This is a genomic window from Polynucleobacter sp. UB-Piko-W3, assembly GCF_018881635.1.
In the GTDB taxonomy this organism is placed as follows: Bacteria; Pseudomonadota; Gammaproteobacteria; order Burkholderiales; family Burkholderiaceae; genus Polynucleobacter.
Map to the genome: position 1 here is coordinate 1,262,264 of NZ_JACVPY010000002.1, position 26,994 is coordinate 1,289,257.

At 44.0% G+C, this 26,994-nt stretch carries 34 protein-coding genes; 6 read left to right on the forward strand and 28 right to left on the reverse strand.

The features are described from left to right. Positions 1–74 precede the first annotated feature (74 nt). Positions 75–515 (reverse strand): universal stress protein, encoded by a 441-nt coding sequence (locus ICN31_RS06785; protein ID WP_216259841.1) that lies wholly within the window; start codon positions 513–515, stop codon positions 75–77. Between the two features lie 88 nt (positions 516–603). On the opposite strand from ICN31_RS06785, the gene ICN31_RS06790 reads away from it, so the two are divergent. Then, positions 604–1,005: a DUF2177 family protein gene (locus ICN31_RS06790; protein ID WP_216259844.1), complete on the forward strand. Its 402-nt coding sequence runs from the start codon at positions 604–606 to the stop codon at positions 1,003–1,005. A 23-nt stretch (positions 1,006–1,028) separates the two neighbouring features. On the opposite strand, the gene ICN31_RS06795 is transcribed toward ICN31_RS06790, so the two are convergent. Further along, a complete protein-coding gene (locus tag ICN31_RS06795) occupies positions 1,029–2,264 on the reverse strand; it encodes a nitrate/nitrite transporter (protein ID WP_216259845.1) in 1,236 nt (411 codons plus the stop codon). 85 nt (positions 2,265–2,349) lie between these two features. Here ICN31_RS06795 and ICN31_RS06800 point away from each other — a divergent pair, with 85 nt between their 5' ends. Next, positions 2,350–3,333 carry a tripartite tricarboxylate transporter substrate binding protein gene (locus ICN31_RS06800; RefSeq protein ID WP_216259853.1) on the forward strand — a complete coding sequence of 328 codons (984 nt, stop codon included), beginning with the start codon at positions 2,350–2,352 and terminating at the stop codon, positions 3,331–3,333. Positions 3,334–3,341: 8 nt separating this feature from the next. On the opposite strand, the gene ICN31_RS06805 is transcribed toward ICN31_RS06800, so the two are convergent. The 21 genes from ICN31_RS06805 to ICN31_RS06905 form a co-directional block, all read right to left on the reverse strand. After that, positions 3,342–4,097 carry a 2OG-Fe dioxygenase family protein gene (locus tag ICN31_RS06805; RefSeq protein WP_216259855.1) on the reverse strand — a complete coding sequence of 252 codons (756 nt, stop codon included), beginning with the start codon at positions 4,095–4,097 and terminating at the stop codon, positions 3,342–3,344. A 33-nt stretch (positions 4,098–4,130) separates the two neighbouring features. Next, the gene (locus tag ICN31_RS06810; protein ID WP_216259857.1) at positions 4,131–5,105 is read right to left on the reverse strand and encodes a tripartite tricarboxylate transporter substrate binding protein; all 975 of its coding nucleotides are present in this window, start codon (positions 5,103–5,105) and stop codon (positions 4,131–4,133) included. Between the two features lie 8 nt (positions 5,106–5,113). Next, positions 5,114–6,412 (reverse strand): TAXI family TRAP transporter solute-binding subunit, encoded by a 1,299-nt coding sequence (locus ICN31_RS06815; protein ID WP_216259859.1) that lies wholly within the window; start codon positions 6,410–6,412, stop codon positions 5,114–5,116. Between the two features lie 79 nt (positions 6,413–6,491). After that, complete coding sequence (gene ccmI / locus ICN31_RS06820; protein WP_216259861.1) at positions 6,492–7,676, reverse strand: c-type cytochrome biogenesis protein CcmI; 1,185 nt, start codon at positions 7,674–7,676, stop codon at positions 6,492–6,494. Next, positions 7,673–8,146, reverse strand: coding sequence for a cytochrome c-type biogenesis protein (locus tag ICN31_RS06825; RefSeq protein ID WP_216259863.1), 474 nt, complete (start codon positions 8,144–8,146; stop codon positions 7,673–7,675). Before ICN31_RS06825 ends, ccmI begins: the two co-directional genes overlap by 4 nt. Beyond that, positions 8,143–8,673, reverse strand: coding sequence for a DsbE family thiol:disulfide interchange protein (locus ICN31_RS06830; protein WP_216259864.1), 531 nt, complete (start codon positions 8,671–8,673; stop codon positions 8,143–8,145). Before ICN31_RS06830 ends, ICN31_RS06825 begins: the two co-directional genes overlap by 4 nt. Further along, positions 8,670–10,589 (reverse strand): heme lyase CcmF/NrfE family subunit, encoded by a 1,920-nt coding sequence (locus ICN31_RS06835; RefSeq protein ID WP_216259865.1) that lies wholly within the window; start codon positions 10,587–10,589, stop codon positions 8,670–8,672. Before ICN31_RS06835 ends, ICN31_RS06830 begins: the two co-directional genes overlap by 4 nt. Beyond that, positions 10,586–11,020 (reverse strand): cytochrome c maturation protein CcmE, encoded by a 435-nt coding sequence (gene ccmE / locus ICN31_RS06840; RefSeq protein ID WP_216259867.1) that lies wholly within the window; start codon positions 11,018–11,020, stop codon positions 10,586–10,588. The genes ICN31_RS06835 and ccmE overlap by 4 nt, the downstream gene beginning before the upstream one ends. Then, positions 11,017–11,205, reverse strand: coding sequence for a heme exporter protein CcmD (ccmD, locus tag ICN31_RS06845; protein ID WP_216259868.1), 189 nt, complete (start codon positions 11,203–11,205; stop codon positions 11,017–11,019). The genes ccmE and ccmD overlap by 4 nt, the downstream gene beginning before the upstream one ends. Further along, complete coding sequence (locus ICN31_RS06850) at positions 11,205–11,981, reverse strand: heme ABC transporter permease (RefSeq protein WP_216259870.1); 777 nt, start codon at positions 11,979–11,981, stop codon at positions 11,205–11,207. The genes ccmD and ICN31_RS06850 overlap by 1 nt, the downstream gene beginning before the upstream one ends. After that, the gene (ccmB, locus tag ICN31_RS06855) at positions 11,978–12,643 is read right to left on the reverse strand and encodes a heme exporter protein CcmB (RefSeq protein ID WP_216259878.1); all 666 of its coding nucleotides are present in this window, start codon (positions 12,641–12,643) and stop codon (positions 11,978–11,980) included. Before ccmB ends, ICN31_RS06850 begins: the two co-directional genes overlap by 4 nt. Beyond that, positions 12,640–13,287, reverse strand: coding sequence for a cytochrome c biogenesis heme-transporting ATPase CcmA (ccmA, locus tag ICN31_RS06860; protein ID WP_216259881.1), 648 nt, complete (start codon positions 13,285–13,287; stop codon positions 12,640–12,642). Before ccmA ends, ccmB begins: the two co-directional genes overlap by 4 nt. A 162-nt stretch (positions 13,288–13,449) precedes the next feature. Further along, positions 13,450–14,421: a tripartite tricarboxylate transporter substrate binding protein gene (locus ICN31_RS06865; RefSeq protein WP_216259883.1), complete on the reverse strand. Its 972-nt coding sequence runs from the start codon at positions 14,419–14,421 to the stop codon at positions 13,450–13,452. Position 14,422: 1 nt separating this feature from the next. After that, positions 14,423–15,175 (reverse strand): transporter substrate-binding domain-containing protein, encoded by a 753-nt coding sequence (locus ICN31_RS06870; protein ID WP_216259884.1) that lies wholly within the window; start codon positions 15,173–15,175, stop codon positions 14,423–14,425. Positions 15,176–15,206: 31 nt separating this feature from the next. Further along, positions 15,207–16,064, reverse strand: coding sequence for a metal-dependent hydrolase (locus tag ICN31_RS06875; RefSeq protein ID WP_216259887.1), 858 nt, complete (start codon positions 16,062–16,064; stop codon positions 15,207–15,209). Between the two features lie 212 nt (positions 16,065–16,276). Beyond that, positions 16,277–17,257, reverse strand: coding sequence for a zinc-binding dehydrogenase (locus ICN31_RS06880; RefSeq protein WP_216259895.1), 981 nt, complete (start codon positions 17,255–17,257; stop codon positions 16,277–16,279). Between the two features lie 33 nt (positions 17,258–17,290). Then, positions 17,291–17,725 (reverse strand): DUF2452 domain-containing protein, encoded by a 435-nt coding sequence (locus ICN31_RS06885; RefSeq protein ID WP_088525194.1) that lies wholly within the window; start codon positions 17,723–17,725, stop codon positions 17,291–17,293. A gap of 26 nt (positions 17,726–17,751) precedes the next feature. Beyond that, positions 17,752–18,285 carry a superoxide dismutase family protein gene (locus ICN31_RS06890; RefSeq protein WP_255530930.1) on the reverse strand — a complete coding sequence of 178 codons (534 nt, stop codon included), beginning with the start codon at positions 18,283–18,285 and terminating at the stop codon, positions 17,752–17,754. A 95-nt stretch (positions 18,286–18,380) separates the two neighbouring features. Then, entirely contained in the window at positions 18,381–18,932 is a 552-nt protein-coding gene (locus ICN31_RS06895; protein ID WP_216259901.1) for a DUF3833 domain-containing protein, read from the reverse strand. Further along, positions 18,933–19,484: a chalcone isomerase family protein gene (locus tag ICN31_RS06900; protein WP_216259903.1), complete on the reverse strand. Its 552-nt coding sequence runs from the start codon at positions 19,482–19,484 to the stop codon at positions 18,933–18,935. Then, complete coding sequence (locus tag ICN31_RS06905) at positions 19,481–19,891, reverse strand: thiol-disulfide oxidoreductase DCC family protein (protein WP_216259905.1); 411 nt, start codon at positions 19,889–19,891, stop codon at positions 19,481–19,483. Before ICN31_RS06905 ends, ICN31_RS06900 begins: the two co-directional genes overlap by 4 nt. A 62-nt stretch (positions 19,892–19,953) precedes the next feature. Between ICN31_RS06905 and ICN31_RS06910 the strand changes: the two genes are divergently transcribed. Further along, complete coding sequence (locus ICN31_RS06910; protein WP_216259906.1) at positions 19,954–20,328, forward strand: DUF2237 family protein; 375 nt, start codon at positions 19,954–19,956, stop codon at positions 20,326–20,328. After that, on the forward strand, positions 20,325–21,224 hold the full coding sequence (locus tag ICN31_RS06915; protein ID WP_216259908.1) for a histone deacetylase: 900 nt from the start codon (positions 20,325–20,327) through the stop codon (positions 21,222–21,224). The genes ICN31_RS06910 and ICN31_RS06915 overlap by 4 nt, the downstream gene beginning before the upstream one ends. 15 nt (positions 21,225–21,239) lie before the next feature. Here the strand turns inward: ICN31_RS06915 and ICN31_RS06920 are convergent, their stop codons facing one another. Both ICN31_RS06920 and ICN31_RS06925 read right to left on the reverse strand, forming a co-directional pair. Beyond that, positions 21,240–22,943: an amidohydrolase gene (locus tag ICN31_RS06920; RefSeq protein ID WP_216259910.1), complete on the reverse strand. Its 1,704-nt coding sequence runs from the start codon at positions 22,941–22,943 to the stop codon at positions 21,240–21,242. A 100-nt stretch (positions 22,944–23,043) separates the two neighbouring features. Beyond that, positions 23,044–23,196, reverse strand: a complete 153-nt coding sequence (locus ICN31_RS06925) for a hypothetical protein (protein WP_216259912.1) — start codon at positions 23,194–23,196, stop codon at positions 23,044–23,046. Between the two features lie 294 nt (positions 23,197–23,490). Here ICN31_RS06925 and ICN31_RS06930 point away from each other — a divergent pair, with 294 nt between their 5' ends. Together ICN31_RS06930 and ICN31_RS06935 are read left to right on the forward strand one after the other, a co-directional pair. After that, a complete protein-coding gene (locus ICN31_RS06930; RefSeq protein WP_216259914.1) occupies positions 23,491–23,796 on the forward strand; it encodes a hypothetical protein in 306 nt (101 codons plus the stop codon). Positions 23,797–23,891: 95 nt separating this feature from the next. Continuing rightward, complete coding sequence (locus tag ICN31_RS06935) at positions 23,892–24,527, forward strand: NAD(P)H-dependent oxidoreductase (RefSeq protein WP_216259917.1); 636 nt, start codon at positions 23,892–23,894, stop codon at positions 24,525–24,527. Between the two features lie 119 nt (positions 24,528–24,646). On the opposite strand, the gene ICN31_RS06940 is transcribed toward ICN31_RS06935, so the two are convergent. The 3 genes from ICN31_RS06940 to ICN31_RS06950 are packed head-to-tail and all read right to left on the reverse strand — an operon-like array spanning position 24,647 to position 26,918. Beyond that, positions 24,647–25,615 (reverse strand): tripartite tricarboxylate transporter substrate-binding protein, encoded by a 969-nt coding sequence (locus tag ICN31_RS06940; RefSeq protein WP_216259919.1) that lies wholly within the window; start codon positions 25,613–25,615, stop codon positions 24,647–24,649. A 26-nt stretch (positions 25,616–25,641) separates the two neighbouring features. Next, entirely contained in the window at positions 25,642–26,541 is a 900-nt protein-coding gene (locus tag ICN31_RS06945; protein WP_255530931.1) for an NAD(P)-dependent oxidoreductase, read from the reverse strand. After that, the gene (locus ICN31_RS06950; protein WP_216259932.1) at positions 26,541–26,918 is read right to left on the reverse strand and encodes a carboxymuconolactone decarboxylase family protein; all 378 of its coding nucleotides are present in this window, start codon (positions 26,916–26,918) and stop codon (positions 26,541–26,543) included. The genes ICN31_RS06945 and ICN31_RS06950 overlap by 1 nt, the downstream gene beginning before the upstream one ends. Positions 26,919–26,994: the final 76 nt, after the last annotated feature.

The following is a 26,994-nucleotide window of genomic DNA, read 5'->3' on the forward strand; positions in this document are numbered from 1 at the left end:
TTGGTAAAAATGCTGATCTAGAAATAAAAATAGGGTCCGCATGGACCCTATTTCTTTAAGCAATCAATCTTCAATCAGCCGAGAACTAATACCGGCAATTTTGAATGCACAATCACCTCATGTGTCTCGCTACCAAGCAAAAGACCTTTGATGCCAGTACGCTTATGTGATGCCATCACAATCACATCCGCTTTTGATTTTTTAGCTCCATCCAAAATGCCTTCGGATAAAGTGGAATTAGAGATATGCAGTGTTTTTGCTTTGATGCCTGCACCCAGAGCAGTAGCAGCTTTTTTAAACACATCTTTTGCGTAAGCATCACAGGCTTTCTGGTGATCTTTTTGGGTAATTCCATAACCTAAAGTGCTATCGGAATACACCATAGGAGGTAATGAGTCGGAGACATATACCAAGGTCACAGCAGCGCCATCAGCTTTTGCAAGTTCAGCCACCTTCTTTAAAGATTTTTTGCTGATATCTGAGCCATCGACTGGTACCAAAAAATGCTTAAACATATTGACTCCCTTTAAATTGAACTACTAACCTATACTTTCCATCATAATACTAATTATTAGCTCATAACAGCTGAAAAGGGGAACTTAATTGCTCAAGTATTTTGCCATCTACTGTTCATTTTTAATCACAATGCTTGTAATCGATTTAGTTTGGCTCTTAGGCATCGCTAAAAGTCTTTATCGAGATGAAATGGGTGAGTTGATGGCTACTGAACCCAAACTGATTGCAGGGCTCGCCTTCTACCTGCTCTATGCATTGGGGGCTATTATTTTTGTCGTCATTCCAGCGCTATCAAAACAGTCCTTGATATATGCAGTGCAATATGGCGCTTTATTTGGACTATTCTGCTATATGACTTACGACCTCACCAATCTTGCTGTGATTAGAGACTTTCCAACACGACTGGCATTTATTGATATTGCCTGGGGAAGCTTCGTTACTGCAGTCGTTTCTGGTATTGCCTACTGGGTTGGCAATCGTTTTTCCTAATTTGACAGGATTGACGACTTTCTTCAATGGGTCGGTTTAGCAACCCAACCATTGCGACGTTCATACAGAACAAATAGAATACCCCATATAACCACAGCAACATAAGCCCAAATCCACGCAATTTGGGATGAACGCGACCCTGAAATATCTAATACCAAACCGAAGATTGCAGGGCCTACCATACCACCGCCAAATCCCATTAGGGAGTGCAAGCCCATAGCTGCACCTTTGATATTTTCTTGTGCGCTAATCACAAGACCTGCGGTTAGTGTCGCTGAGTCGGCCATGATAAAAATGGCATGCCCAATTGCCAGCGCAACAATCAACCACCATGATTGACCGGTAGAGCAAGCTAAGGCAATTCCGAGTACCGCACTAGTCAGCATCACAATACATACCCACTTTTGACGCCCTACTCGAAGGGCGATTTCATTTCCCAGAATAGAGGCGGGTACGCCAAAGAAGTTTATTACCCCTGCCAATGTAGTTGCTGCCAAGATAAAAGTCTCTCCAGATACCGCACCACAAAATACAAAGAAGGCTACGAGCCAACTTCTTGAGGCAAATAATTCTAATGAGTGCGCGGTATAACCAAAAATAAATCCTGATGCTTTTTTATCTTGCAATACTAATTTCCACTTCTCTAATGGAAATATGTCACGTAAACGAATTTGAATTGCCCCCTTCCACTTTTCGTGCTGCAAAGGTGGTATCAGAAATAGAACAATTAAAAACGCTGTGAAGGGCCCTAGTGCGATGATGCTAAATACATAATGCCAACTAAGAGCACTGAGGATCCAACCTGAACACACATAAGAAAACCCAGTACCAATACCAAAGAAAGCCGTGTAGAAAGCAATATGACGTGTAATCTCACCAGACTGAATGCGATCGGACAAAATTTTGAGGCCAGGCATATAAGTACCAGCAAGACCAGCACCATTCATCGCCATGAAAAATAGAGCAGTCCAAAAGTTGAATGCCAATAGACCCATACCTAGTAAACCAGCTGTAGCCGAAAGGCCGCCAACTAAATAGACTTTACGTGCGTCCACTCGATCAGTAAGTGCCGTGGCTAAAGGAACGGCCAACATATACCCAAAGAAAAAAGCGCTGGCAAGCAATCCAGACTCTAGATTAGTTAAATGCCACTCTTCCTGCAAAGTGGTTAGCACCACTGCGTAGCAAGCAAAGCCCAATAAAGCACAAGTTTGTGCCGTGAGCATCAGGGGGGTGTAAGCAGACAATCGAAAGCGCATAAAGTATTAGTAAAAACGTGAATTCATTCTACTCGCCCTCAAAAGCCAAGACCCGCTACACTAATGGAAATCAGACGGAGGGAGTATGAAAAATAATCATATTTTGGGTCATTTAATCAAGTTCAGCGCAGGCCTATTGATCAGCCTAGGTTGCACCTTAGCGCTAGCGGATAACTATCCCTCAAAACCTATTAAAGCCATCGTCCCATTCGCTCCTGGCAGCTCAACCGATCAAATTGGTCGAGCCTTTGCAGCCAAGATGACTGAGCTCTTAGGTCAGCCTGTTGTGATTGAAAATCGACCTGGCGCAAATGGCCTGATTGGTGCAGATCTCGTTGCTAAGGCTCCCGCAGATGGCTACACGATCTTATTTGGCACCAATAGTACTAATGCCGCACTCAAGAGCTTAGTCAAGAACTTACCTTATAACCAAGATACTGCCTTCGCCCCAATTGGCTACTTTGGTTCAGCACCACTCATTATTACCATCAATAATGATGTCCCTGCTAAGTCACTGAATGGATTTGTCTCGTTAGCTAAAGCCAATCCCGGAAAAATGACTTTCGCTTATGCCAGCACATCGCAACGAGTCTCTTCAGAGATGCTAGCTAGTGCAGCAGATATCAAAATGACTGGTGTCTCCTATAAAAGCGGTCCAAATGCCATGACAGATGTCATTGGTGGACAAGTCAATATGTTCACAGCGGACTTCGGAGTAACCTTACCGCAAGTACAAGCAGGAAAAATTCGAGGACTAGCAGTAACTTCTCTGAAGCGCTCCCCCGCTATTCCAGAGTTACCCACAGTGAATGAAGCTCTTGGCATCAAGGGTTATGAATTAATTGCCTTCTTTGCTGCATTTGGTCCTGCTGATATGCCCAAGGATGCCATTCTTAAGCTCAATAAGGTCATTAATGAAGCAGCCAAATCAAAAGATGTAATTGAGCGATTTTCTGTCATGGGTTTTGAAACTCAACCTGGCACACCAGAAGCGCTTGGTCAAAAAATTAAATTAGAGACTGCTAAATGGGCTAAGGCTATCAAAGAAGCTGGTATTGAGCCAGAATAAGACTGGCCTTATTGTTGACTCAGGTTTGGAGAGTCCTGGAAGCCATTCGATCTATACGTTAGTACCAATGTATCGCGATAGCCGTATTCTTCAAGCGGCTGAATTGGAGTAGATTCATGAATCATCCGCTCATCATTCATGAGCAATAGAGACCAGGGTTGAGCTAGCGTAAAGCGTAATCCCGCTGAACCGTTGGTATCAAATATTCTGGTCTCACCACCTTTAATACCTACCCGGTCTAATAAAAATACTGCTACAAAATCGACTCCATCACGGTGCGCACCTTCAGGTGTTGGACGACCAATGCCATCAGTAGTATCAATCCTAAATTGATGGGTTTCTACAAACCAAGTAGTAACTGGCTTTAAACCACTCAAAACCTGAGCAAGACCTACCAAGAGAGACTGCCAAGCTGGATCATTTAATAAAGCTGCCTGAACCGGCTCAAACCAACGCTCAATTCCGCCATGTAGTGCGTTGTAATTAACTGACTGCCAGTGCGCACGATGCGGCACTATATGAAGATGCTCGCCTTTGATCTCATAACTCGCATGACGACGAAAACGGTAACGGCCACCATCTTTTAAATAGGGATCGCGAGGCAAGCCCTCCCAAAACTGAGTTAAGCTCTGCAAATTTTCTAGCGATACCTGACTGATTTCAGCAACACTTTCAGCCGATACCACAGCATACCCCTGGGAACTTAAAGCCTGTGCAAGCTCATTGGCTGAAGTAAGTGGTGGCGCTAGTGTGGCATTAGTCATAAGCTTATTTTATGGGCAATGAGTGGCAGAGCATTAATCAAGCTGAGCGCCAGATGCTTTCACAATTTTTGCCCATTTAGCCAACTCATCCTTGAGCAAGGCCCCTAACTTCGCAGGAGGCACTGGGCTAAGGTCCAAGCCCTGTGCAGTAAGCTTCTCACGAACATCAGCCCTTGCCATGACTTTTTCCATTGCAAGCTGATTTTTCTTGATGACATCGGCACTCACCCCTATTGGAGCAAAAGTTGCCACCCAAACCTCACCCACACAATCTGGATAAGTTTCTGCAATCGTTGGGATTTCTGGAGCCACACTAGAACGCTTAGCAGAACTAATCGCAATGGCCTGCAACTTACCAGCTTTAATGTAATTGATTGCTGATGGCAGACTTGCAAAAGCAAAAGGAACCTGACCACCCAAGACATCATTAATTGCAGGAGCAACCCCTTTATAAGGAATATGTTGCATCTCAATACCAGCACTGGTATTGAGCATTGCACCAAGCAGATGGCTAATCGTTCCATTGCCAGCAGAAGCATAGGATAGTTCGCCAGGCTTCCTCTTTGCTGCAGCCACAACCTCAGCTAACGTTTTATAAGGGGATCCCGGTGGCGATACCAATACATAGGGCGTAGCGCCGATGTAATAGAGCGGTACAAAATCATTGACCGGATCAAAGCCTGGGTTCTTATAAAGAGATGGATTAATAGCTTGTGCGCTATTGATAGTTAATAGCAAGGTATAGCCATCCTTAGCAGAACGTGCAACGCCCTGAGTACCAATATTGCCGCCTGCACCAGGTCTGTTTTCAACCACAATAGAAGCGCCAATTGCCTCACCAAAAGCAGGCGCAATTAAACGCGCAACAATGTCATTAGTGCCCCCAGCAGCCTGTGGAACCACCAAATTAATCGGCTTATTAGGATATGGTTGTGCAGCCAACTGGGCAGCAAAACATAAGCTAAGTAGGCTAAATAAGTATTTCCATTTACTTTGATTGATTTTCATGGCAACCCCTATCCCAATATATTTAAACGATTACGTACATCAGTTACATGGCCTTTCAGGTCATACAACTCCTTAGCATCTAGCATCGATACCTTGATATTCCCTACTCTTCTTTCAATCTCTTCAAGATCTTTATAATTTTTTTCTTTCAAGCCGGGATTGAATGCATTTTTTTCAATTGCCTTTAGCTCTTCATATACCTGGGCTAGCTTTAATTTTAAGAAGAAATTTTTGATTGCTGGAATATAGGTAAATAAAGGGATCAAAATCACTAGAAGTGGTATGACAATTTTGACAAAACGACCTACCCAAACTGCAGTCCAGAATGGAAAATGGCGATGCAAAAACGATGGCCCATCTTTTAAATAGATTTCTGCATCTACATGAAGAGGAAAATCCAGACCAGTATTAGAGGGGAATTCTCCGACCTTCTGTAAACGAGAATAGGACTTCAAGATATCGTAAGATGCTCCCAAAAGAAGGGAGACCATTGCTGGACTAATATCCTCTTTAGCAACCAATGTAGCTGTGGCAGCGATTACCTGAATCTCTTGTCTAGGTAGGTCATGTGAGATGCTCAATAGACCTCTAGGTACGTTGACTTTGGAAAGATAAGGCAAGTTACGTACATAGGCATCAGCCTGGTCAAAGCTCATTAAACGAATGCCTGAAATTTCATAGAATTTTTTAAGGATAGGTGCTTCAGCAGCCGCAACAATAAACACAACATCTAACTCTCCACTATTTAACTTATTGATAGCCTGATCTGGCTTGAGTTTTTCCGCACGAAAGTCGCCATCTGATAAGCCGCTAATTTGCAATAAAGCATTACTAAGTGCCAATGTGCCGCTACCTTCATTACCAACAGAAACACGTTTACCCTTTAATTGACTTAAAACTCGCAATCCGCCATCGCCCTTAAAAGCAGCCTCGCGGTACCAAACCCAAATTGGCTCATAAAACATTCCAGCTATAGAGACCAACTTTGGATATTTGCCAATGTCAGCAACACCGCCTTGGACCATTGCAAAATCAACCCCAGAATTAGGCTCATTGAGGAGTGCGAGATTATCTACAGTTCCGCCAGTTGTCATTAAGTCGAGCTTGACTCCCTCTTGTGCAAGCTCTGTTTTGAGACGCTCTCCAAACTGGTAATACAACCCTGTCGGAAAGCCGGTAGCCATATCGATTACCTTGGGTGGTGGCGGAATCAAGATCCATAAAAGACCAAAGGCAATGATTAACAGTGTAAGAAATACGGATCCTATCGCTATAGGGCTATAAAGGTGTCTTTTAATGGGCTTCATAAAATCTATATTGTTTTTTGCATTATGCCCCGCACATCAGATTAGGCAACTATTAGCTGCCCAGGAGACTAATGAGCGCTTACTGACGCACTTGGTCGATGACTAGCCGAATGTTATTCGCTCCGACTTTGACCGTTTGTGGGGCAGAAATTAAATCTCCCGACTCTGGCATTGCCATACCCGTTTTAGAAATTCTGACCTCGATAGAGGCTTCGGATAATTGCGATAGTGGTGAACTTGGATTCATCGCCAAAGCATCTGTTAATAAGAAGCTCATCGGAAACTCTGAAACAGACGTTCTTAGCACTGCAACCGGCATACGCTCGCCTGGCTTGCGTGCGATAACCATCATAATATCGCTAGACCTCACTTTAGACTTGATATCGGCTGCTATCTCGATCTTGCCACTAATGCCTTTCGTATTAACGCTAGCTTTAGATGAGAGGCCACCTTTGGCACGCGCATCAGCAATCGATGCCTCGATTGAACGCGCATCCTCTGTTCCTGGCGGCAATTGTTGGGCAAGCTTTTCCCATGTCTGTACGGCAGCCTTGTAATTACCTGCGGCATAAGAGGCTGTTCCAGAAAGCCATATCGCCATTAAGTTATTGGGATCTAATTTCAGCGCTTGATTAATCAGTTTTAACGGTTTACCAGTGAAGCTTCCATTAGCATTAGAGGCCAATACATCTGCATAGTCTGCCAAAAGCTGTGGATCAGAGTCAATAAAGTTTCCAGCGCGCTCATAAGCTTTTGCAGCTTCTACATTGCGCCCTAGGATTCGATAAGAGCGAGCTAACATTACCCAGCCCTGTAAATTAGTTGGATCTTGCTCCATCTTCGCTGCAAACTGGGCAACCATTTTTTCAACACCGTCTTGTGTCATTGGTTGTTGAGTATTTTTCTCAGCGATACGAGTGGCATCACCCAAGAAAAAATAGAAGCCCGCTGAAAGTACTGTGATAAATATACACAGGCCAATCACAGTCAACTTGCTTGAACCCATTACAGAGCGATCATCCTCTTCGTTTGTATCCTGAAAGAGGCGTTGACGCATTTCGGCATGGGCGATTTCATAATCAGCGTCATTAATGGAGCCTGCTCCACGCTCTAGTTCCAATTTATCGAGTTCTTCACGATAAATCGCAGCATTCATTTGACGACGAGAAGTTGCCTCTACTTTAGGCGGGAAAATAAATGGGCGCAATAAGAGAACAAGTACCAAGACTAGTAGTAAGAGGGCGGAAATTAGAAAACTAGTCATAAAGTCCCCTTCCCATTCTTATTATTGAGCAAAGCATCGATCCTTTTATTGTCATCATCTGACAAAGTAATAGTAATTACGGCATTATTTCTGCGGCGTAAATAGGTCAATAACCCTGCTATTCCTATTAGAAGAATAATAAAAGGGCCAATCCAAAGAAGCCAGGTAATCGGCTTGACGGGTGGACGATAGAGCACAAAATCTCCATAGCGCTCAACCATGAAGTTTCTAATTTGATCATCGCTCTTACCCTCTTTAATCAGAGTACGAATTTCTCGGCGTAGATCATTCGCTAAATCAGAGCGTGATCCAGCCAATGACTCATTCTGACAAACTAAGCAACGCATCTCTTCCGAGATACTGATTAAGCGCTGTTCGATCACAGGATCATCTGCCAAGGGGGCAGCATCTCTAGCAAACGATGAGCCAAAACTCAAGACACAGAGGGCGATCAACAAAATCGACTTCATGATTTCTGAAGCTCGCTAATCAAGGGATAGATCTTTTGGTTCAATATGCTCATCGTAATGGGGCCAATATGCTTAAAGCGAATCGTGCCTGCTTTATCAATCACATAGGTTTCAGGCACACCATAGACGCCGTAATCAATCCCAACACGTCCATTAGAGTCAAATGCGGATAGTAGATAAGGATTGCCCTGCATGGCTAACATGGCAAGAGCATCTTCACGCTTATCCTTGTAGTCCAAGCCAATAATGGGGGCAGCCTTTGATTTAGCAAGCTCAACTAGTACTGGGTGCTCCTCACGGCAAGCAACACACCAAGATGCCCAGACATTCAATATCCAAACCTGCCCCTTCATGCTTGCAGGCGAGAAAGACTGATTAGCGTCTGATAATTGTGGAATTTCAAATGCTGGCGCTGGCTTATTAATTAATGGCGAGGGAACTTCTTGTGGATCACGATTTAAACCAATCGCCAAGAAAACAACCAAGACTATAAAAAGTAGGAGGGGAAGTAAAAACTTTACTTTCATACGACCTGCCTCTTGAGTTTGATGCGGTAGCGTCTATCAGAGATTGCCAATACACCGCCAAGAGCCATCAATAAGCAACCTCCCCAGATCCAATCTACAAAGGGCTTGTAATACACGCGGACTGCCCAGGATTTATCAGGTAACTCCTCACCAAGAGAAACATAAATATCTCGCGTTAAGCCGACATCAATAGCGGCCTCAGTCATTGGCATGGTGGATGAGAAATAATTACGTTTCTCTGGATACATCATTGTCTGAGCCTTACCATTCTGATTCAGCAAGAAGGTTCCGCGCATTGCCTGGTAGTTTGGTCCAGGAACTACATTAGCGCCTTGAAACTGAATTTGATATCCGCCTACCGAAACAGTATCACCAGCGGACATACGCACATCTTTTTCTTCTTGATAAGCGCCAACCATCGTGACGCCAATCACAAATACCGCAATACCAAGGTGGGCTAATTGCATACCAATAAATGAGCGCGTTGGCTTGCCCGTCTTTGCTTGCCGAATGATCTGTAAGCAACCGGAAGCAATAACCCAAAAAGCCAATAAGAAGCCAAGGCCAGCTAACCAAGTGAACTCGCCCATCATCAATGGAATGCTGATACCTGCAAACACTGCAACCAAGCCTGCAAGCCATAAGCGCTTGATCACTGCCAGAAGATCCGAGCACTTCCAGTTGGTCCAAGGACCAATGCCCATCAATACCAATAAAGGCGCCATGAGAGGCACAAAGACACTATTAAAGTATGGCGGGCCAACAGAGATTTTTCCTAAATGAAGGGCATCAATTAATAATGGATATAAAGTCCCAAGTAAGACTGACCCTGCAGAAACAACCAGGAAAACATTGCCCAAGAGGATAAATGTCTCTCTTGAGCTCAAGCTAAATTTACCGCCTAGAGAACTCTTAGGCGCACGCCATGCATAAAGAACTAAAGAAGATCCAACTACGAGAACCAAAAAGATCAAGATAAAGACACCACGCTTGGGATCAGTAGCAAATGCATGTACTGATGTGAGAACACCCGAGCGCACTAGGAAAGTCCCCAGGAGAGATAGAGAAAAAGCAGTGATTGCTAATAACACCGTCCAACTTTTAAAGCCACCGCGCTTCTCTGTAACTGCTAATGAATGCAATAGTGCAGTACCGACTAACCAAGGTATAAACGATGCATTCTCAACGGGATCCCAGAACCACCAACCACCCCAACCCAGTTCGTAGTAAGCCCACCAAGAACCTAGCGCAATCCCGAGTGTTAGAAATACCCAGGCAGCGGTTGTCCAGGGACGCGACCAGCGCGCCCATGCTGCATCCAATCTTCCAGATAATAAAGAAGCAATCGCAAAAGCAAACGCTACCGAGAAGCCAACATAGCCCATGTACAACATCGGCGGATGAAACACAAGTCCAGGATCTTGTAATAGTGGATTTAAAGAGCGGCCATCTTGCGCAGCAGGCAGTAAGCGCTCAAATGGGTTAGAGGTTGTGATAACAAAAAGTAGGAGCCCACTCATCACTAAGCCCAAAACACCAATCACTCTAGCAACCATAAATTCATCTAAAGCTTTAGAAAGCTGGGCAACCAAAATAGTCCAAGTACTTAATAAGAAAACCCATAAGAGTAATGAGCCCTCATGCCCACCCCATACAGCACCCAATCGATACATGACAGGCATCTGAGAATTAGAATGCTCCGCGACATACAGCACAGAAAAGTCGTTGATATAAAAACTCCAGGCCAAGATTACAAAGGCCGTGGCAAGCAATAAGAAAACTGTTTGGGCAGCCGGTCTTGCGAGGATTAGCCACTCGCGACGGCCTTGATGCGCGCCTACCAATGGAAGCACACCCTGAATCAGAGCAATACAAAGCGCCAGAATGAGTGCGTAATGTGCAAATTCAGGAATCATTTATTACTTCCATTTTTTTGGGCTTGATCTAAGGCATGCTTAGCCTCTGGTGGCATATAGTTTTCATCATGCTTAGCAAGCACTTCACTAGCAATGAATTCTCCACTGGTATTCATGCGACCTTGAATCACAGCACCCTTACCTTCTTTAAATAAATCTGGAAGAATGCCTGTATATGCAACTGGAATATCTTTCACGAGATCAGTAATAACAAAATGTACTGTCAAGCCATCACGCTTTACAGATTCATCTTTAACCATGCCGCCAATTCGGAAGACTTGGTCCTTTGGCGCCTTACCCGCAGCCACTTCACTAGGAGTAACAAACAAAGCAATATTACTATTAAGCGCATTCAAAATTAATGATGCAGCAACTCCAATAACGACTAGAGCAGCAATAATGATCAATGCACGTTTATATCTCGATTTCACTGACTACTTTCTCTATCAAACTGCTTAGCGAGTTGCTCTTGCTTGAGTCTGCGAACAATTGCCTTAAAGCGAGCACGCACTACTAAAGGCTCAAGTAATAAAACGAGTGCGCAAACACCAAAACTACCCCATACATAGAGTGCGTAGCCACCCATTGCAAAGAATTCTGCTGGACTATTCCACATTAGCTCTTAATCTCGCTCAATTGTCTCACCCAATCGGTATGAGCTTCACGCTCCAGAATGATGGCCCGTACTCGCATCAAACCCACTGCAATCGAATACATCCAGAAGCACAGGGCCATGAGTAGCATGCCCCAGAGCATGGTCTGCGCCATCGCAGGTGCTTTTGTCAAAGAAACGGAGGCGCCTTGGTGCAAGGTATTCCACCATTTCACTGAGAAATAAATAATAGGTACGTTCACCACTCCTACCAGAGCCAAAATCGCGCCCGCTTTATCTGCCCGACGTCGATCATCAATCGACGCCTGCAAAGCCATAAAGCCTAAATAGAGAAAGAGCAAAATTAATTCGGAAGTCAGGCGCGCATCCCAAACCCACCAAGTGCCCCACATGGGCTTACCCCAAAGCGCTCCAGTCCACAGAGATAGAAATGCCATCCATGCACCTACCGGCGCCAAGGCTTGAGCCATCATCGCGGATAAACGGGTGTTAAAAATCAAGCTGAGCCCAGCCCATGCAGCCATCACAAGATAGATAAACATCGACATCCATGAAGCTGGGACATGAACAAAAATAATGCGATAACCCTGACCCTGCACTGCATCTACTGGAGCAACAAAAAAACTGATCCACAGACCAGCCAAACCAAATCCAGCGGCAAGCATCCAGAAAATAGGAATCAGTTTTCCAGCAACTGGATAAAAAGTGCTCGGGCTTGATAACTTAAACCAGTTAATCAAGCGGTTATTCGAAAAAGAAGGGTTATTTACCTGATTCATTCAATCGCAATCTTCACAGCAGCAGCACTCACCCAAGGTACAAATGCTAAAGCCAAAATTAATATAGCGCCAAGCAAAGAAAAATGGCCAGAGGTATCTAAGCCAACACTATTTGCGTAGACAGCGCCCGCACCAAAAATTAATACTGGAATATACAAAGGCAAAATTAACAAACTCATCAATACACTACCGCCTCGCACACCAAGGGTTAAAGCCGCACCAATAGAACCCAACAAGGATAGCACTGGAGTGCCTAGTAAGAGGGTGGCCATCAATACCGATAAAGAACCAGCATCTAAATCAAACTGGATACCAATCACAGGAGCTAATAACACCAGGGGTAGACCACAAACGATCCAGTGTGCAATGATTTTTCCTGTCACCAACAAAACCATGGATTGCGGCGATAAAACCAACTGCTCTAAAGCCCCATCCTGATAATCTGCTGCAAACATCCGATGTAAACCTAATAAGGTAGAAAGCAAGGCAGCGACCCAAATCACGCCGGGGGCAATTTTTCTCAATAAGGCGGTGTCAGCACCAATGCCAAGCGGAAATAAGCTCGTTACCACTACAAAGAAAAATAATGCGGTCAGAACCTCACTCTTACGGCGCATGACCAAAAGCAAATCGCGGTGGATGATGGCAAGCAAGGCTCTCATAGTTCTAGCACCTGCATATTGGGAATATTGATCTCTTGATGGCTAGTGAACACTAAAAGACCGCCAGCAGAGAGATGTTCAATCATTAAATTCTGCAACTCATGAACCGCCTGAATATCAAGGGCATTAAAGGGTTCGTCCAAAATCCATAGCTTGGCCTGACGCGTTAACATGCGCGCCATTAATATTCGTCTCTTTTGCCCTGCAGACAAACAATTGACGGGTAAATTTTCGCGGCCGCGCAAACCAAAACGCCATAAACTTGCCAGGGCTTTTTCTTGGGAGAGAGCGATGTCATCTAACGCTGCGTACATCTGTATATTTTCTAAAGCAGTGAGATCTTCTTTTAAGGCATCTCGATGCCCCAGAAATAAAAGCTCGCGGTGATAGGCAATGGGATCAAGCGCAATGGCTTGACTACCCCAACGCACTTCACCAGATTCTGGTTTTGATAAACCTGTTAATAGGCGCAAGAGGCTAGTTTTACCAACGCCATTCTCACCGCGCACATGCAAACAGTTTCCAGCACTAATACGCAAATTGAGACCTGAAAATAGCTCTCTTTCACCGCGGACACAACAAAGTTCATGGGCTTCAAGCACCAAGGCAGAGTTACTAGAGGTTGTGGAAATATGAGCTGTCATGTGAGGCTGTGGCTTGAATCAAACCACCGCATGCATTGTCCAAGAGCCCATCAGGGCTGTCAAACAAGCAGAAATGGATTTTTGGGAATAATCCCTTTTAATTCAGATGCTTAGAGAATTATAAGCGGAGTCAAGGGAAGCTGCTTCCCTACATTTAAGGGGTTATTCTGGTTTAATGCCGGCACTTTTAATAATCTTGCCCCAGCGCACAGATTCTTTCTTCTGAAAGACCCCAAAAGCCTCAGGGCTCATGGCGTAATACTTTGCCCCCTCAGACTCTAGTTTTTTCTGCACAGAGGCTTGTTGCATGATTTTGCTTACCTCAGCATGGAGCTTTTTCACGACAGCTGGGGGAGTTCCGGCTGGCGCAAATAGGCCAATCCAGTTCTTAACATCAAAGCCAGGAAGTGTTTCACTAATACTCGGCAGATCTGGCATCGATGGATCTCTAGTAGCTCCTGTTACCGCCAAGCCACGTAACTTATCACTTTTCACATACGGAAGAATGGTGGGCATAGTGGCAAACATGACTTGGGTTTGCCCCCCAATTAAATCGGTAATGGCAAGCGCATTACCCTTGTAAGGAATATGAGTCATATCCACTTTAGCGGTAAGGATAAAGAGTTCGCCTGCTAAGTGACTGGCCGTACCAATTCCACCAGAGCCATAAGCCACCTTACCGGGATTTGCCTTTAAATAGGCAATCAACTCACTAACATTTTTGACTGGAAGACTTGGATTAACAGCTAATAAACCCTCGGCATCCAGCACAAAGACTACTGGCACGAAATCCTTCATCGGGTCATAAGGCATGCTTTTGACAAGATAGGGATTGACTGCATGCGTACCAATACTACCCATGATGAGGGTGTAGCCATCAGCAGGAGATTTAGCAACAAAGTCAGCTCCAATATTTCCGCCACTACCAGTCTTATTCTCAACAATGACAGGCTGACCATAAGCTTCACTTAAACCCTGAGCAATAATCCTTGAAAAACCATCCGCAATACCACCCGTAGCGAATGGGGAGATGATCTTGATTTGACGATTTGGATAAGTATCGGCCTGAGCGAAAGCACTCTGCTGACTCAATATAGCCAGAGTAGCAATAAAAGATAATGCAATTTTTTTCATATTAAATGTCTTCAGATTTTTTAGTCAGTGGCGCAGCCGATAATCCCTGTACTTGATATTGGGCAATTAAAGAGCTTACTAAACCCGTGGTAATGAAGTCTTCAATACAAGCGCTTAAAAACTCAATAGCCTCTAAGTGTGACTTTTGAGTAGCAATCGCCTGCTGAATACCAGTGAACTGACCATCGAGTATGCGCGCACCTGGAATTTTTTGAGTAGCAGACACTAGCCCTGTTTTGAGACCTGCGAGAGCATCTAATTTTTCCCTGACAAACAACTCATTACTAGCCTGAACACTGTCTGCATGGACCAAAGTCGCATGCTTAAGATTTCGCTGCAGCCAAAGATCATAAGCACTCTTGAAAAATGAGGCGATCCGAATACCGGGCTGATCCACCTCGGATACATTCACAATAGATGAGTTAGCAGGAACTAAGTAGCTAGCCTCAAGCTCTACATAAGCAGGGGTAAATGTCACTCTTTTAGCGCGCGCTGGATCAGACCCCACCAATGCAATTCCACACTTCCCATCAGCAGCCGAATTGACCACCTCATCCTGAGTTTCACAACCCAGTAGCTTAAGTTCAACACCCAAGTGCTGAGCAATAGCACGGCAAATATCAGGCGCAATACCAGTGGGTTCGCCAGCAGAAGACCTACCAGTAACTAACAAAAAATTACCTAAATACACAGCGGCGTAAAGAACGCCGTGAGGAGCCAGTTGGGCTCTCACGACAGGCGAAATAGAATTCACAAAATCCTATTGAATAAAAGTCTGTAGCAACTTAAAGCTGAACAGTTTCACCTTCGGTCATGGGGATAATTTTGATACTACTTCCCTTCATGGCTTCCTGGAACTCTGCCAAGGTACCTTTTGTCATTGGATTGGAGTTGTAATGCATTGGGATAACCATTTTTGGCTTGACCCAAGTACGCAATGCATAAGCAGCATCATCTGGTGCCATTGTGAAATTTCCACCAATTGGAATTAAAACTAAATCTGGTTTGTAATGCTCGCTAATAAATTTCATATCGCCGAACAAGCCTGTATCGCCCATATGCCAAATCTTGAAGCCATTCTCTAATTCAATGATGTAGCCCATCGCTTCGCCAGCCGGATGAGATTCCATCTTGTCAGTTGCAGGATTCTTCCAAACAAGCAATGAGGAATGCTCGGCTTGCACAGCCGTAACCTTGACTCCAGGCAAAGGAGTGACGCGACCAGTCTTGTTAAAGCGATGTCCTAAATCAGCAGGCAATGCACCCAATGTAATGAGAGGCGTTACCATATCAGCAGGGCCATATAGCTTTGTATTGTTCATCTTAGCTAATGCAGGTGCATCACCAATATGATCTACGTGTGCATGAGTCACTAACAACAAATCAATTGGGCCAATGGCAGCTAAATCATTCTTGAATTGAGGTGGAGTCTTTGGACCACCAGCAATCCAAGGGTCGATCAAGACAATCTTCCCGCCTGGCGTCTTAATTCGAAAACCAGCCTGACCAAGCCATAAGATTTCTGTCTTACCCTGCGCAGTACTAGCAGCAGAGGTCTGGGCATAAGATAGCCCAGGGCTCAGTAGTAATGCTGTCGAAACCAAGAAGCTAGAAATTGAACTTCTCAATGAAATGCTATTCATACGCCGTCTCCCAATTACTTTTTCTATTAATAGAGAAACTATAGCCCAAATTCAGAGTGGCGGGTCTGAATGAGGCTCTATATGGCACCGCACCAATTTAAGCCTAAACAATACAAAATACTGGATGCTCTCGATACATTGATATTGCATCTAGCACTTACCAAGAAAAAACCCCGCAAAGGGCGGGGCTTGAGATGCTAATTTAATGCTGATTAAGGAATCATAATAATGGCGCCAGAGAGCTTCCTACCTTCAGCTGCACGATGAGCATCAGCAGCCTGCTCCAAAGGAAACTTGGCAGCAATTTGCACCTTAACGTAACCCTTGGCAATTGCATCAAACACAGCCTTTGCATTCTCTTGTAGCAATGCATGCGTAGAATTGTGAGGAAATACAGAGGGTCTCGTTAAAAACAGACAGCCCTTCTTATTCAAAATCTCTGGCTGAATTTCAGGAGCAGGTCCTGAGGCAGCGCCAAATAAAGCTAGGGTACCAAAAGGAGCAACGCAGTCTAATGAGCCCATGAAGGTTGTTTTAGCAACAGAGTCATAAACCACATTCGCTTTTTTACCGCCAGTTGCTTTCAAGAATTCTTCAACCCAATTTGGCTGCGAGTAATCAACCACTGCATCACATCCTGCTACTTTAGCTGCAGCCACTTTAGCTTGCGAGCCAACGCTACCGACTACAAAAGCGCCGAGTGCTTTTGCCCAGCCAGCCAAAATTTGACCAACACCACCAGCAGCAGCGTGCACTAAAACAACATCACCCGCCTTTACTTTATAGGTTTTTTGAATCAGGTACTGAGCAGTCATTGCCTTAAAGAACACGGCTGCTGCAACTTCATCAGCAACATTATTTGGTACTGGTACTAACTTATCGGCAGCTACGTTACGGGCACTTGCATACGCGCCAATACCGGCATTCATATACATCACACGATCGCCTACTTTAAGACCTGCCACACCTTCACCTAAAGCCTCAACCACGCCTACAGCCTCATGACCAAGGCCAGTAGGCAAGTCAAGCGGGTAATAACCTGAGCGCTGATACACATCAATGAAGTTAAAACCAATAGCGGTCTGACGAATCTGTACTTCGCCTTTGCCTGGAGGAGACAATTCTTTATCAATCACCTGAATTACCTCAGCACCGCCTAATTCGGAAAGACTAACTACTCGAGCTTTTGTCACGTGTTACCTTATTAAAGATTGTTAAATAGAAAATCATACTGTCAGGGCATCTTCCTCAATCACAGCCCAAGTACTATCACCCAACTTCTTCACCGCCATTGAATAGTTCCAGCCATCTGGAATACCGCAACTCCACTCTTTAGGGCCATTCTGAATGAGCACATTGACAGCATTTCTGCTGTCATAGTAGAGGTGATAGATTTTTCCATGAATCGGATTAAAACCAAACTTCGCAGCATGCACCATCTCAGTAGCATCAAGCCTGGATTGTAGTGCCCGCGCTTGCTTCATCAAAACCTCTGCCTGCTCCATAATGCGTTCGTACTCTAGCTTTGCATTTTGGCGCGCGACATTCACTGCCTTATCTTTTTCTTCAACTACTTTAATGGGAGCAAATACAGGGGCTCCAACCTCCATTGGATATTCAATCCCGGCATGTCTAGCTGGATCGGTATCTTCTATTCTCATTAAAATCCCTGTATCGCCTAAAGTGATTACTTAATTAAGCCACAAGCAATACGCGGCCCTGAGTTACCGGCTGGCTGAGACTTATAGTCATCAGGATCACGATGCACTACCACCGAGCGACCCACAATTCCGGTTGGGCCTGTATTCACAGCAAAACCATGCATTGTTGCAGTGTAAGTAGCATTGCCATTCGCATCTGACTTAATGTTCGGCATATCGCCAGCATGATTCATACCACTATTAGGCATGCCATGGGCTTTGGTATCTGGATTGAAGTGGCCAGCAGCACTAGTAGCATCGGGCGCAGAACAATCACCTTTTTCATGAACATGAAAGCCTTGCTCTGCATTAGGTTTTAATCCAGAAAATTTTCCGTTGACTAAAACATTGCTACCTTGCCAGGTAAAAGTCACTTCACCTTTTGCATTAGATCCAGATCTAGAATCTAAGCTCGAACTTGCTTTTTGACCAGTGCCCTGCTCCATCGATTGGCAAGCAACTAAGGTAAAAAGTCCTGCTACAGATAAGCCAATTGCCACCTTTTTTAACTTTGTATTCATATTCATCTCCCTGGGTTTTAAACTATTTCTTAGTACGCTACGAACGCCTCATATATCACCTCACGGAAAGTGTGACACAAAATCAGGGCGCCTGCTTAGCGCTTATAAAAGCTCAGGGTAACCTCTCCAAGCTCTATGCCAAACTTGCTCATTTTGGCCCTATTCAGCATGACTTTAGGGGTAACAAGGTACATCCAATCGTTAAATTGCACGTGGTAAATAGTACCGTCTACCGGTAGGGCTAGGGTATAGGTCCAATTTAGTGCATTACCCGCTAGGTCGCCCTGTGCCTCGCCGACAACATCATCTGCCCTACCAATATATTTTCCTGGGGATTGTTCAATCAAAGTCCAAATGCGTTTTTGCTTGGTGCCGTCAGAATAATCAAAGCTCTCATCGAGCGTGCCGACCTTCTTGCCATCCACTACTTTCCAGTCTGCCTTGATGAGTACTGTAAATCGTTTCTTTACCTCACCACTGCGGTCTGTGAAGATCCCGTATGCATCAATCGTCCCTGAAAAATAATCACTGAGATCTAAAGTGGGCTTCTCATTTGCATACTGCTGAACATTCGGGCTCGTACATGCAAGTAAAAATGATGCACAAGCAATTGCGGCAAAAGACTTCAGATAAAGATATTGATTCATTTAGCAGGCCTCATTTAAAAGTGGTGGCGGGCAACCTTGACCCAGTAATTCGCTTCGTAATTTTGGTACGCTTGTTTTAGGATCTAGCCAAATACCAAAAAAAGCTTTTGAAAATTCTATGCCAGGTATTTGAGCAATGCGCTTACCATCATGATAAAAAATAGTTCCTTGTTTTGGCACATAGACAGCAGTTAAAGTCTGGCCAGACTCAATATTGGGAAAGACCTTTGCAAGCTCCTTACCCCATTGTGTTACCTGTGCATCTGGAACGCCCATTTTTTTCATCTCTTCAGCGCTGCTATTGGCAATGGAAACACCTGAGAATGATTTTTGATAACGAATATCCAGTGCAAACTCGGGTGAAGAGGGTGTGCCCGCACGATAAAAAGATGCATCGTAAATATGAAAACCCCACCAATTGAATCTACCGCTACCCTGCAGTTTTGCAGGATTTAATAAGCCATCAATAAAGGTGAGGTCTCGAGCAAAACCATTGGATATTAATAAAAAGATAGAAGTAGCCAAAATTAAAAGGATCTTGATCATTCTCATGGCGCACCCTTTGAGGATGTTGCCTTAACCAAATACAAGGCTGTTGGACCTAATAATCTAGAAATTGCATGACGATTTTTTGCAAAGAATCGGTAAGCAATCTGCAATGTGGCTTGTAATGATTTTCTAGAGAATATCCACGCTAAGAATGGGAGATCCGCCCTGCGGTATGCCTCGGAGAAAACAGTCACGCCCTGGATTAGTTCGCCATTGCCATACTGCCCATACATGGCAGCCAAGGCCTGGTCGCAAGAAATGCCAATCTTTGTAGAATCAAAGCGCTCAGAATTAATATCCACAAAATCCAATAGTCCAGCCTGATTTCTTCTAGATAAAAATAGAATCTCTGCCTGGCACAAAGGGCAAGCAGCGTCATAAAAGAGAGTGAGTTTTTCAATTGGATCCATGTCTGAGCAAGTTTAAGCCTTATTGAATAAACTAGTTGATAACCACACTATCGAAAGATGCTATGCAAAAAGAAGTTGCCTTAAATGTATTTGGAGAACCCCTCATCCCCTGCTCATTTGACCCACTGACAGGCTTCTTTAGGGATGGCTGCTGCAAAACCAATGAAGAAGATGTTGGCAGTCACTTAGTTTGTGCCGTGGTCACAAAAGAATTTTTGCAATTTAGCCTTGAAAAGGGCAACGATCTAATAACCCCACGGCCAGAGTACCAATTTCCAGGGCTAGTTGCTGGAGATCAATGGTGCCTCTGCATTTCTCGCTGGATAGAGGCTGTGAATGCGCAATGCGCCCCTTTAATCAAATTAGAGAGCACTCACATCAATGCACTCAAAACAGTCCCCCTAGATATATTGAAAGAATATTCGAGCGAAGTGTGAAGGCTTTCTATACAGATCGTTTTGTATTACCGCTACCAGCGGGACACCGCTTTCCAATGGAGAAATATTCTTACTTAAGAGATCTAGTAAAGACTGTTGCCGATATAGAGTTAATCGAAGCTCCCGCCGCAAGTGACACCCAAATTCTGTATGCCCATGATCCCAACTATCTTATTAAGATCATCAAAGGAAAATTAAATCCTCAAGAGCAGCGAGAAATTGGCTTTCCTTGGAGTGAAAAAATGGTTGAGCGCTCTCGTCGTTCTGCAGGCGCAACTGTTGCTGCGGCAAAAACTGCTCTTGAAGAAGGTGTTGCCATCAATTTAGCTGGAGGTACTCACCACGCGTATCGCAATATGGGAAGTGGCTTTTGTGTATTCAATGACTCTGCTATTGCAGCACGTACGCTCCAGAGAGAAGTGAACGTAAATCTGAAGATTGCGATTATTGATTTAGATGTTCATCAAGGTAACGGTACAGCTTCTATTTTGCAAAATGATCCCTCGATCTTCACGCTATCCATTCATGGTGAAAATAATTTCCCATTTAATAAAGAGCAAAGCGATCTTGATTTAGGCCTTCCAGATGGGTGTAATGATCACACCTACTTAACTTCCTTAGAGCAATGCCTAGATGATCTTAGCTCTCGCTTCCAAGCAGACTGTCTGATTTATCTTGCAGGAGCAGATCCTCATGAAGACGATCGTCTGGGAAGGCTCAATATTAGTAAAGAAGGAATGCGCCTCAGAGATGAAACTGTTCTCCAGTTCGCCTTAGATAAAAGACTGCCAATAGCGATATCAATGGCGGGCGGCTATGGAAAGGAAATTGAATCCACCGTAGACATTCATTTCCAGACCATCAAAGCTGCCTTGCACTTTCAGCAAGAATACTAACTGAGAGTCTAGCTATTACCAAACTTGCTTTTTGCCATCAATCCAAGTTTCCTTGACTTTAATATTGGCGATTTTTTCTGGGCTTGTCTTGCGAGGGTTTTTATCTAAGATCACTAGGTCAGCCTGCTTGCCTACTTCAAGACTGCCAATCTTGTCGTCAGACATGAGTTGATAAGCCGCATTAATCGTGACTGCACGAATCGCATCATCCACAGACACACGCTCGTTGGGCCCCAAGACTTCGCGGGGAGGCTTTTGCCATAGACGATCAACCCCTTCAGAAATATAGCGTAAAGGACTTACTGGAGAGATCGGAGAGTCGCTGTGATAAGTGAAGCGGCCGCCTTCTTTTTTAAATGAAGCGCCTGGGGCAATTCGGCTGGCACGCTCGGGGCCAACAATGTGATTATGAAAGGCTTCGCCCCAATAGTTCACATGACCCACAGTAAATCCAGGAACAACGCCTAATTGCACAGCCTTTTTCACTTGTTCAGGCGTATTGATGGTGAAATGTTCAATTCGTAAACGGCGAGTTTCAGGCTTTGTATTGCCTGCTAAAAGCTTTGCATAGTTATTCAGAGTTTGTTCAACAGCACGATCGCCATTCGCATGAATTGATAATTGCCAGCCCTGATCAAAGAATGGTTTGATCAAACCAAAGAGATCTTCATCTTTGTAGTCAAGATCACCACGTCTTTTACTTCCCATTGGATAAGTGTATGGTTGATTTAACGCAGCCGTTAATCCCTGAGTAGAACCATCGGATACAAATTTGATGCCCACAAAACGTAGCCGGTCGTTTCCATCATTTGGCTTAATGGCATTAAAGTCTTTTGGAATTGCTGGGCCATATAAGTAGCCTCTGACGCGAAGTGGCCAGTCTTTACTAGCGCTTGCGCCCTGGAGTAACTTCACTTCATTATCTAAGCCCAACATGGCGCCCACAGTAATTTCAGTAGTTGTGGTGACCCCTTTCGAAGCAATCATCTTCCCTGTCTTTTGAACAGCCTTGAGTAAATCCGCATCCGAAGGTGGTGGCATTTTTTCCAAGAATGGCAAGTAAGAAGCGCCTTCAATCAAAACCCCAGTGAGCTTACCTTGAGCATTTTTCTGAAATACACCACCACCAGCTGGATTGGGAGTGCTATCAGTCACTCCAGCAATTTCAAAAGCCTTGTGATTGACATACGCAATATGACCAGATTGATTCAGCACGAAAATAGGAACTTCAGTGCTGACCTTATCCAAAACATCAGCAGTTAATTCCGCCATGAATGGATTAGTGCGAGATGGATCTACGCCAAAGCCCATCAACCATTGCCCTTTTGGCAAAGTCTTTAAATGGGCTTTTAATTTGTTGCTAAGTGTTGCAACTGTGTCGTACTTAGTAGTGAAGTTAGAGAGATCTAGCCAAATATATTCACCAACAGCCGTCAAGATAATATGAACGTGAGGATCAATCAGGCCCGGCATAGCTGTGTTGCCTTGGAGATTGACAATCTTAGTCGTGCTGGCTTGCCATCCTTTTATCACGTCCGATTTAGCGCCTAGGGCAACAATTTTCCCATCCTTGACAGCAAGTGCTTCCACCTCTTCATTTTTGGCATTTACGGTAACAATGGGCCCGCCATAAAAAATCGTATCTGCGTTATTCTGAGCGAAAGCCATAGAGGCATAAACGGCCATTACTGCAATAAGAAGGTTTGATGAAAATTTCATTGAATAGGGCCCAATTGGTTTAAGAGTGGTATTGAGTAATCATAATTGGTTTTTCTATCGCCAACCACTTATAAATCTAGTAATGATCTGAAAATGATCTTTAAGTGCACATTGCAAAATAGAGAAATGAAGGCTCTTGGATCAATGAAAGATTAGCTTCTTCAGGCTTTGTGGTGATATAGGCCAAAACACATGCCGCAATGATTAGTAATGCACCGAGCCACAAGGCCCAAGATTTAGAATTTTTGACCATATCAAACCCCTTAAGAAGATATCTGACGTATTTTGCATTCAAACTCCCTAAAGCAGGCAAATTTTGAGACTAATGTGTCTCCCTATCAAGGAAGCACCACGGGGAGCGCAGTAATAACTAATGAAGATCGCTAAATGGACCTAACACTAGTAATTAATCTCATTACAGGTGTAGTAGCAATTGATTGATAGCAAGTCCAAAAGAACCGACTAAAAATATGATCTAGATCAAGCCTTCATATTGTTAACGAACTAGCATGAAAGATGAAGTATCACTCTTAATGATTGGTTCAATATGAAAAATATCGTTGCCCTCGCTTTCATCTTTTCACTATTGATGCCTAATTTAGTTTATGCCAATCGACAACTCGCTATGCGTAATGGCTGTATGAGTTGCCATGCGGACACTGAAATGGATGCGCCACCATGGCGCGAACTTGCGATTAAATATAAAAAATACCGTGGCCAAGCAGAGGCAGCTAGTGTTCAAGGAGAAAAATTGAGAAAGGGTAAGTTGTTTAAGAATATCAAGGCGCATCAAGCATTAAGCCCAGCCAATGCAACAGAACTCATGCAATGGATTATTGATGGCGCCAATTAGGGAAATACATGATGAGATGTAGATCGCCCAACATTAGTTTTAACTTAAACTAAACTGAGGAGTCTTTTAGAACAATTAAATCCAAGGAAAGAGTAATGAGTCTGATTGAGAAGTTGCAATGGCGCTATGCCACTAAAAAAATGGATCCAACAAAAGTAGTGCCGCAAGATAAGGTTGAGCAAATTCTTGAAGCTATTCGCTTAACAGCAAGCTCTAGTGGATTACTGCCATATGAAGTACTAGTCATCACCAATAAAGAGATTCGAGAAAAAATGAAGCCGATTGCAAATGGGCAATCGCAAATTGTTGATTGCTCACACCTACTCGTCTTCGCAGCTTGGGATAACTACACTGCAGAGCGTATTAATGATGCGTTTGATATGACTGAGAAAATCCGTAATTTTACGAGTGACGCTGGTACGGCTTATCGTCAAATGCTTCTGAAGGTCTACCCAGCGAGAGATTCAGAAATCAATTTCACACACGCTGCGAAACAAGCGTATATCGGACTTGGCACTGCACTGATTGCTGCAGCTGAAGAGCAGATAGATAGCACCCCTATGGAAGGATTTGATCCACAAGCGCTAGACACTCTTCTGAACCTCAAAGAAAAAGGTTTGCGTAGTGTTGTCATGCTGCCTTTGGGCTACAGAAAAGCCGATGAAGATTGGTTGCTCAACCTCAAGAAGGTTAGGCGTGCCAAAGAAAGCTTTATTCGCTGGATCAGGTAAATAGTTATCCTGCAGTGACAAATAAAAACACCAACTCTTAAGTTGGTGTTTTTATTTGCGGTGAGCTGTTATGGCCAAAGAGTAAGCCATAGACTCACCATAATTCAAAAAGTAGCAGCTTACTGAGGTTTAACTCCGGCATTTTTCATGGCAACTTTCCATCTCTCAATATCCGTCAACAGGAATTTAGATGCATAACTAGGATTAGCAATTGCGGGGGTTGCCACAGAAGCATCCATTTCGCCAAAGCGACGCACTAAACCTGGATCTTTCAGCGCATTATTTAATGCCTTTGTTAATCGATCAATCACCGGCTTAGGCGTATCTTTTGGTGCATATAAAGCATGCCAAACTGATAATTGAAAACCAGGCATGCCAGACTGACTGAACGTGGGTGTTGAGGGTAAGGAGCTAATGCGATCCTTATTAGCTACAGCAAGTGCTTTGATACTACCTGCACGAATATGCTGCAATGTACTGGCAGGTTGATCGCAAATGACATCCACCTGCCCTGCTAACAAATCATTGAGTGCTGGTCCAGTTCCTTTATAAGATACCGAGAGCCAAGATGCTCCTAGCGTAGATTTCATGAGCACTTCGCACAAGTTCGATGTAGCGCCAATACCTGCATTGGCAAAATTTACCTTATCAGGATTTGCCCTCACATAATCAATAAAACCTTGAAGTGATTCTGCTGGAAAATCCTTCCTTGCCACTAGAACCATTGGAACCTCAGTCACCATACCAATAGGAATAAAGTCAGTAGCTGGGTCATAAGGTAATTTTGTATATAGCGCTGGTGCAGATGCTTGCGCCATATTATGAAAAAGCAAGGTGTAACCATCTGGACTCGCTTTGGCAACCTTAGCTGCGCCAATCGTTCCACCTGCGCCACCAGTATTTTCAATAATGACAGCTTGGCCTAAGTCTTTCGACATGGACTGCGCCAAAATTCTACCCAACACATCTGTAGAGCCACCGGGAGGATATGGCACAACGATAGTGAGTTGCTTTTCAGGATAGGCGGCAAATGCTAGAGATACCGAAAGGCAGCTAAATACCAAAAGAAGTTTGTAGATGAATTTCATAACACTCCTATCAAATAATTATGGAACTAACGAGCTTCAGACCTGACATAGTCAAACATGGCAGTATGATCCGCACCCTTGCCCAGCTTCTCATCTGCCTCTTTAGCAGTAAGGACGCATTGCTTTGCCAGATTTGCATAGCAATTCATATTCTCAATAAAGTTCAGTGCAATTTGCACATCCTTACGCATTAAGGCCAAGGAGAAGCCCGAATTAAAAGCATCATTGAGCATGAAATTTTCAACTTTATTTTCCGTCGTATTATTGCGACCGGTTGAAGCATTAAATACTTGATTTACTACATGAGGATCTAAACCAAACCTCTTTGCCGCATTGAGTGCCTCCGAGGCGGCAATTAAGCCAGCTGCTGACACATAATTATTCAAAGCCTTCACTGCATGTGCTGCACCTGCATCGCCAACATGCACAATGCTCTTACCCATACATTCTAGTAGCGGATGAACCTCTGCAAAGTATTCTTTTTTTCCGCCAACAATAATGGCAAGCGATCCATCAATTGCTTTTTTAACTCCCCCGGATACCGGCGCATCAATAAACTGAATACCTAACTTCTCTAATTTTTGATTGTTTTCTTTGGATGAGATCGGGCTAGATGAGCTCATATCTATTAGGTAGCTATTCTTACGTAACTGAGTAGCAATACCTGCAGATCCATTGATGCCCCACAAGAGCGTATCAATGATGGCGCTATCAGGCAACATTAAGATCGTGAGATTGGCATCTTGTATTGCTTGTTCAGGGCTCGATACAAACTGAAATCTTTTTTCACCTGAAAACTTTACCGCCACCTCTTGGTTAAGATCAAATCCAGCAATCTGATATCCGGCCTTCAGGAGGTTTTTTGCCATGGGGACTCCCATGAGCCCCAAACCCACAAAAGCGATCTTTGTATCGGATGCTTGCATTAGATACCCATTTCTTTAAATACTTCTTTAGCCACACGGAAACTATCAATCGCAGCTGGGACACCGCAATAAATTGCAACCTGTAAAAAGACTTCTTGAATCTCTTCTTTTGTTAAGCCATTATTAATGGCTCCTCTGACATGCAACTTCAACTCATGGGGGCGATTTAGCGCTGCAATCATGGCGAGATTTAAGAAACTACGTGTTTTTCTCTCCAGGCCCGGACGGTTCCAAACTTCATTCCAGCAATACTCAGTAACCAACTCTTGCATGGGCATATTGAAATCATCAGCATTCTTGAGTGAGTTCTCAACATACTCAGCGCCCAATACTTCTTTGCGGGTTTTTAGTCCTTTTTCAAAATTCTCGCGATTCATAACTGCTCCTAGTGATTGATTATTTTTGATTAAATGGCTTGTAGACTTTTTATCAGAAAATAATATTACCTCTTTT

What these genes read in the sequence shown, in the direction of transcription:
- ICN31_RS06785 (WP_216259841.1), bottom strand. Translation starts at nt 515, where the DNA reads ATGTTTAAGCATTTTTTGGTACCAGTCGATGGCTCAGATATCAGCAAA.
- ICN31_RS06795 (WP_216259845.1), bottom strand. Translation starts at nt 2,264, where the DNA reads ATGCGCTTTCGATTGTCTGCTTACACCCCCCTGATGCTCACGGCACAA.
- ICN31_RS06800 (WP_216259853.1), top strand. Translation starts at nt 2,350, where the DNA reads ATGAAAAATAATCATATTTTGGGTCATTTAATCAAGTTCAGCGCAGGC.
- ICN31_RS06805 (WP_216259855.1), bottom strand. Translation starts at nt 4,097, where the DNA reads ATGACTAATGCCACACTAGCGCCACCACTTACTTCAGCCAATGAGCTT.
- ICN31_RS06810 (WP_216259857.1), bottom strand. Translation starts at nt 5,105, where the DNA reads ATGAAAATCAATCAAAGTAAATGGAAATACTTATTTAGCCTACTTAGC.
- ICN31_RS06815 (WP_216259859.1), bottom strand. Translation starts at nt 6,412, where the DNA reads ATGAAGCCCATTAAAAGACACCTTTATAGCCCTATAGCGATAGGATCC.
- ccmI (WP_216259861.1), bottom strand. Translation starts at nt 7,676, where the DNA reads ATGACTAGTTTTCTAATTTCCGCCCTCTTACTACTAGTCTTGGTACTT.
- ICN31_RS06825 (WP_216259863.1), bottom strand. Translation starts at nt 8,146, where the DNA reads ATGAAGTCGATTTTGTTGATCGCCCTCTGTGTCTTGAGTTTTGGCTCA.
- ICN31_RS06830 (WP_216259864.1), bottom strand. Translation starts at nt 8,673, where the DNA reads ATGAAAGTAAAGTTTTTACTTCCCCTCCTACTTTTTATAGTCTTGGTT.
- ICN31_RS06835 (WP_216259865.1), bottom strand. Translation starts at nt 10,589, where the DNA reads ATGATTCCTGAATTTGCACATTACGCACTCATTCTGGCGCTTTGTATT.
- ccmD (WP_216259868.1), bottom strand. Translation starts at nt 11,205, where the DNA reads ATGTGGAATAGTCCAGCAGAATTCTTTGCAATGGGTGGCTACGCACTC.
- ICN31_RS06850 (WP_216259870.1), bottom strand. Translation starts at nt 11,981, where the DNA reads ATGAATCAGGTAAATAACCCTTCTTTTTCGAATAACCGCTTGATTAAC.
- ccmB (WP_216259878.1), bottom strand. Translation starts at nt 12,643, where the DNA reads ATGAGAGCCTTGCTTGCCATCATCCACCGCGATTTGCTTTTGGTCATG.
- ccmA (WP_216259881.1), bottom strand. Translation starts at nt 13,287, where the DNA reads ATGACAGCTCATATTTCCACAACCTCTAGTAACTCTGCCTTGGTGCTT.
- ICN31_RS06865 (WP_216259883.1), bottom strand. Translation starts at nt 14,421, where the DNA reads ATGAAAAAAATTGCATTATCTTTTATTGCTACTCTGGCTATATTGAGT.
- ICN31_RS06875 (WP_216259887.1), bottom strand. Translation starts at nt 16,064, where the DNA reads ATGAATAGCATTTCATTGAGAAGTTCAATTTCTAGCTTCTTGGTTTCG.
- ICN31_RS06885 (WP_088525194.1), bottom strand. Translation starts at nt 17,725, where the DNA reads ATGAGAATAGAAGATACCGATCCAGCTAGACATGCCGGGATTGAATAT.
- ICN31_RS06890 (WP_255530930.1), bottom strand. Translation starts at nt 18,285, where the DNA reads ATGAATACAAAGTTAAAAAAGGTGGCAATTGGCTTATCTGTAGCAGGA.
- ICN31_RS06895 (WP_216259901.1), bottom strand. Translation starts at nt 18,932, where the DNA reads ATGAATCAATATCTTTATCTGAAGTCTTTTGCCGCAATTGCTTGTGCA.
- ICN31_RS06900 (WP_216259903.1), bottom strand. Translation starts at nt 19,484, where the DNA reads ATGAGAATGATCAAGATCCTTTTAATTTTGGCTACTTCTATCTTTTTA.
- ICN31_RS06905 (WP_216259905.1), bottom strand. Translation starts at nt 19,891, where the DNA reads ATGGATCCAATTGAAAAACTCACTCTCTTTTATGACGCTGCTTGCCCT.
- ICN31_RS06910 (WP_216259906.1), top strand. Translation starts at nt 19,954, where the DNA reads ATGCAAAAAGAAGTTGCCTTAAATGTATTTGGAGAACCCCTCATCCCC.
- ICN31_RS06920 (WP_216259910.1), bottom strand. Translation starts at nt 22,943, where the DNA reads ATGAAATTTTCATCAAACCTTCTTATTGCAGTAATGGCCGTTTATGCC.
- ICN31_RS06925 (WP_216259912.1), bottom strand. Translation starts at nt 23,196, where the DNA reads ATGGTCAAAAATTCTAAATCTTGGGCCTTGTGGCTCGGTGCATTACTA.
- ICN31_RS06930 (WP_216259914.1), top strand. Translation starts at nt 23,491, where the DNA reads ATGAAAAATATCGTTGCCCTCGCTTTCATCTTTTCACTATTGATGCCT.
- ICN31_RS06935 (WP_216259917.1), top strand. Translation starts at nt 23,892, where the DNA reads ATGAGTCTGATTGAGAAGTTGCAATGGCGCTATGCCACTAAAAAAATG.
- ICN31_RS06940 (WP_216259919.1), bottom strand. Translation starts at nt 25,615, where the DNA reads ATGAAATTCATCTACAAACTTCTTTTGGTATTTAGCTGCCTTTCGGTA.
- ICN31_RS06945 (WP_255530931.1), bottom strand. Translation starts at nt 26,541, where the DNA reads ATGCAAGCATCCGATACAAAGATCGCTTTTGTGGGTTTGGGGCTCATG.
- ICN31_RS06950 (WP_216259932.1), bottom strand. Translation starts at nt 26,918, where the DNA reads ATGAATCGCGAGAATTTTGAAAAAGGACTAAAAACCCGCAAAGAAGTA.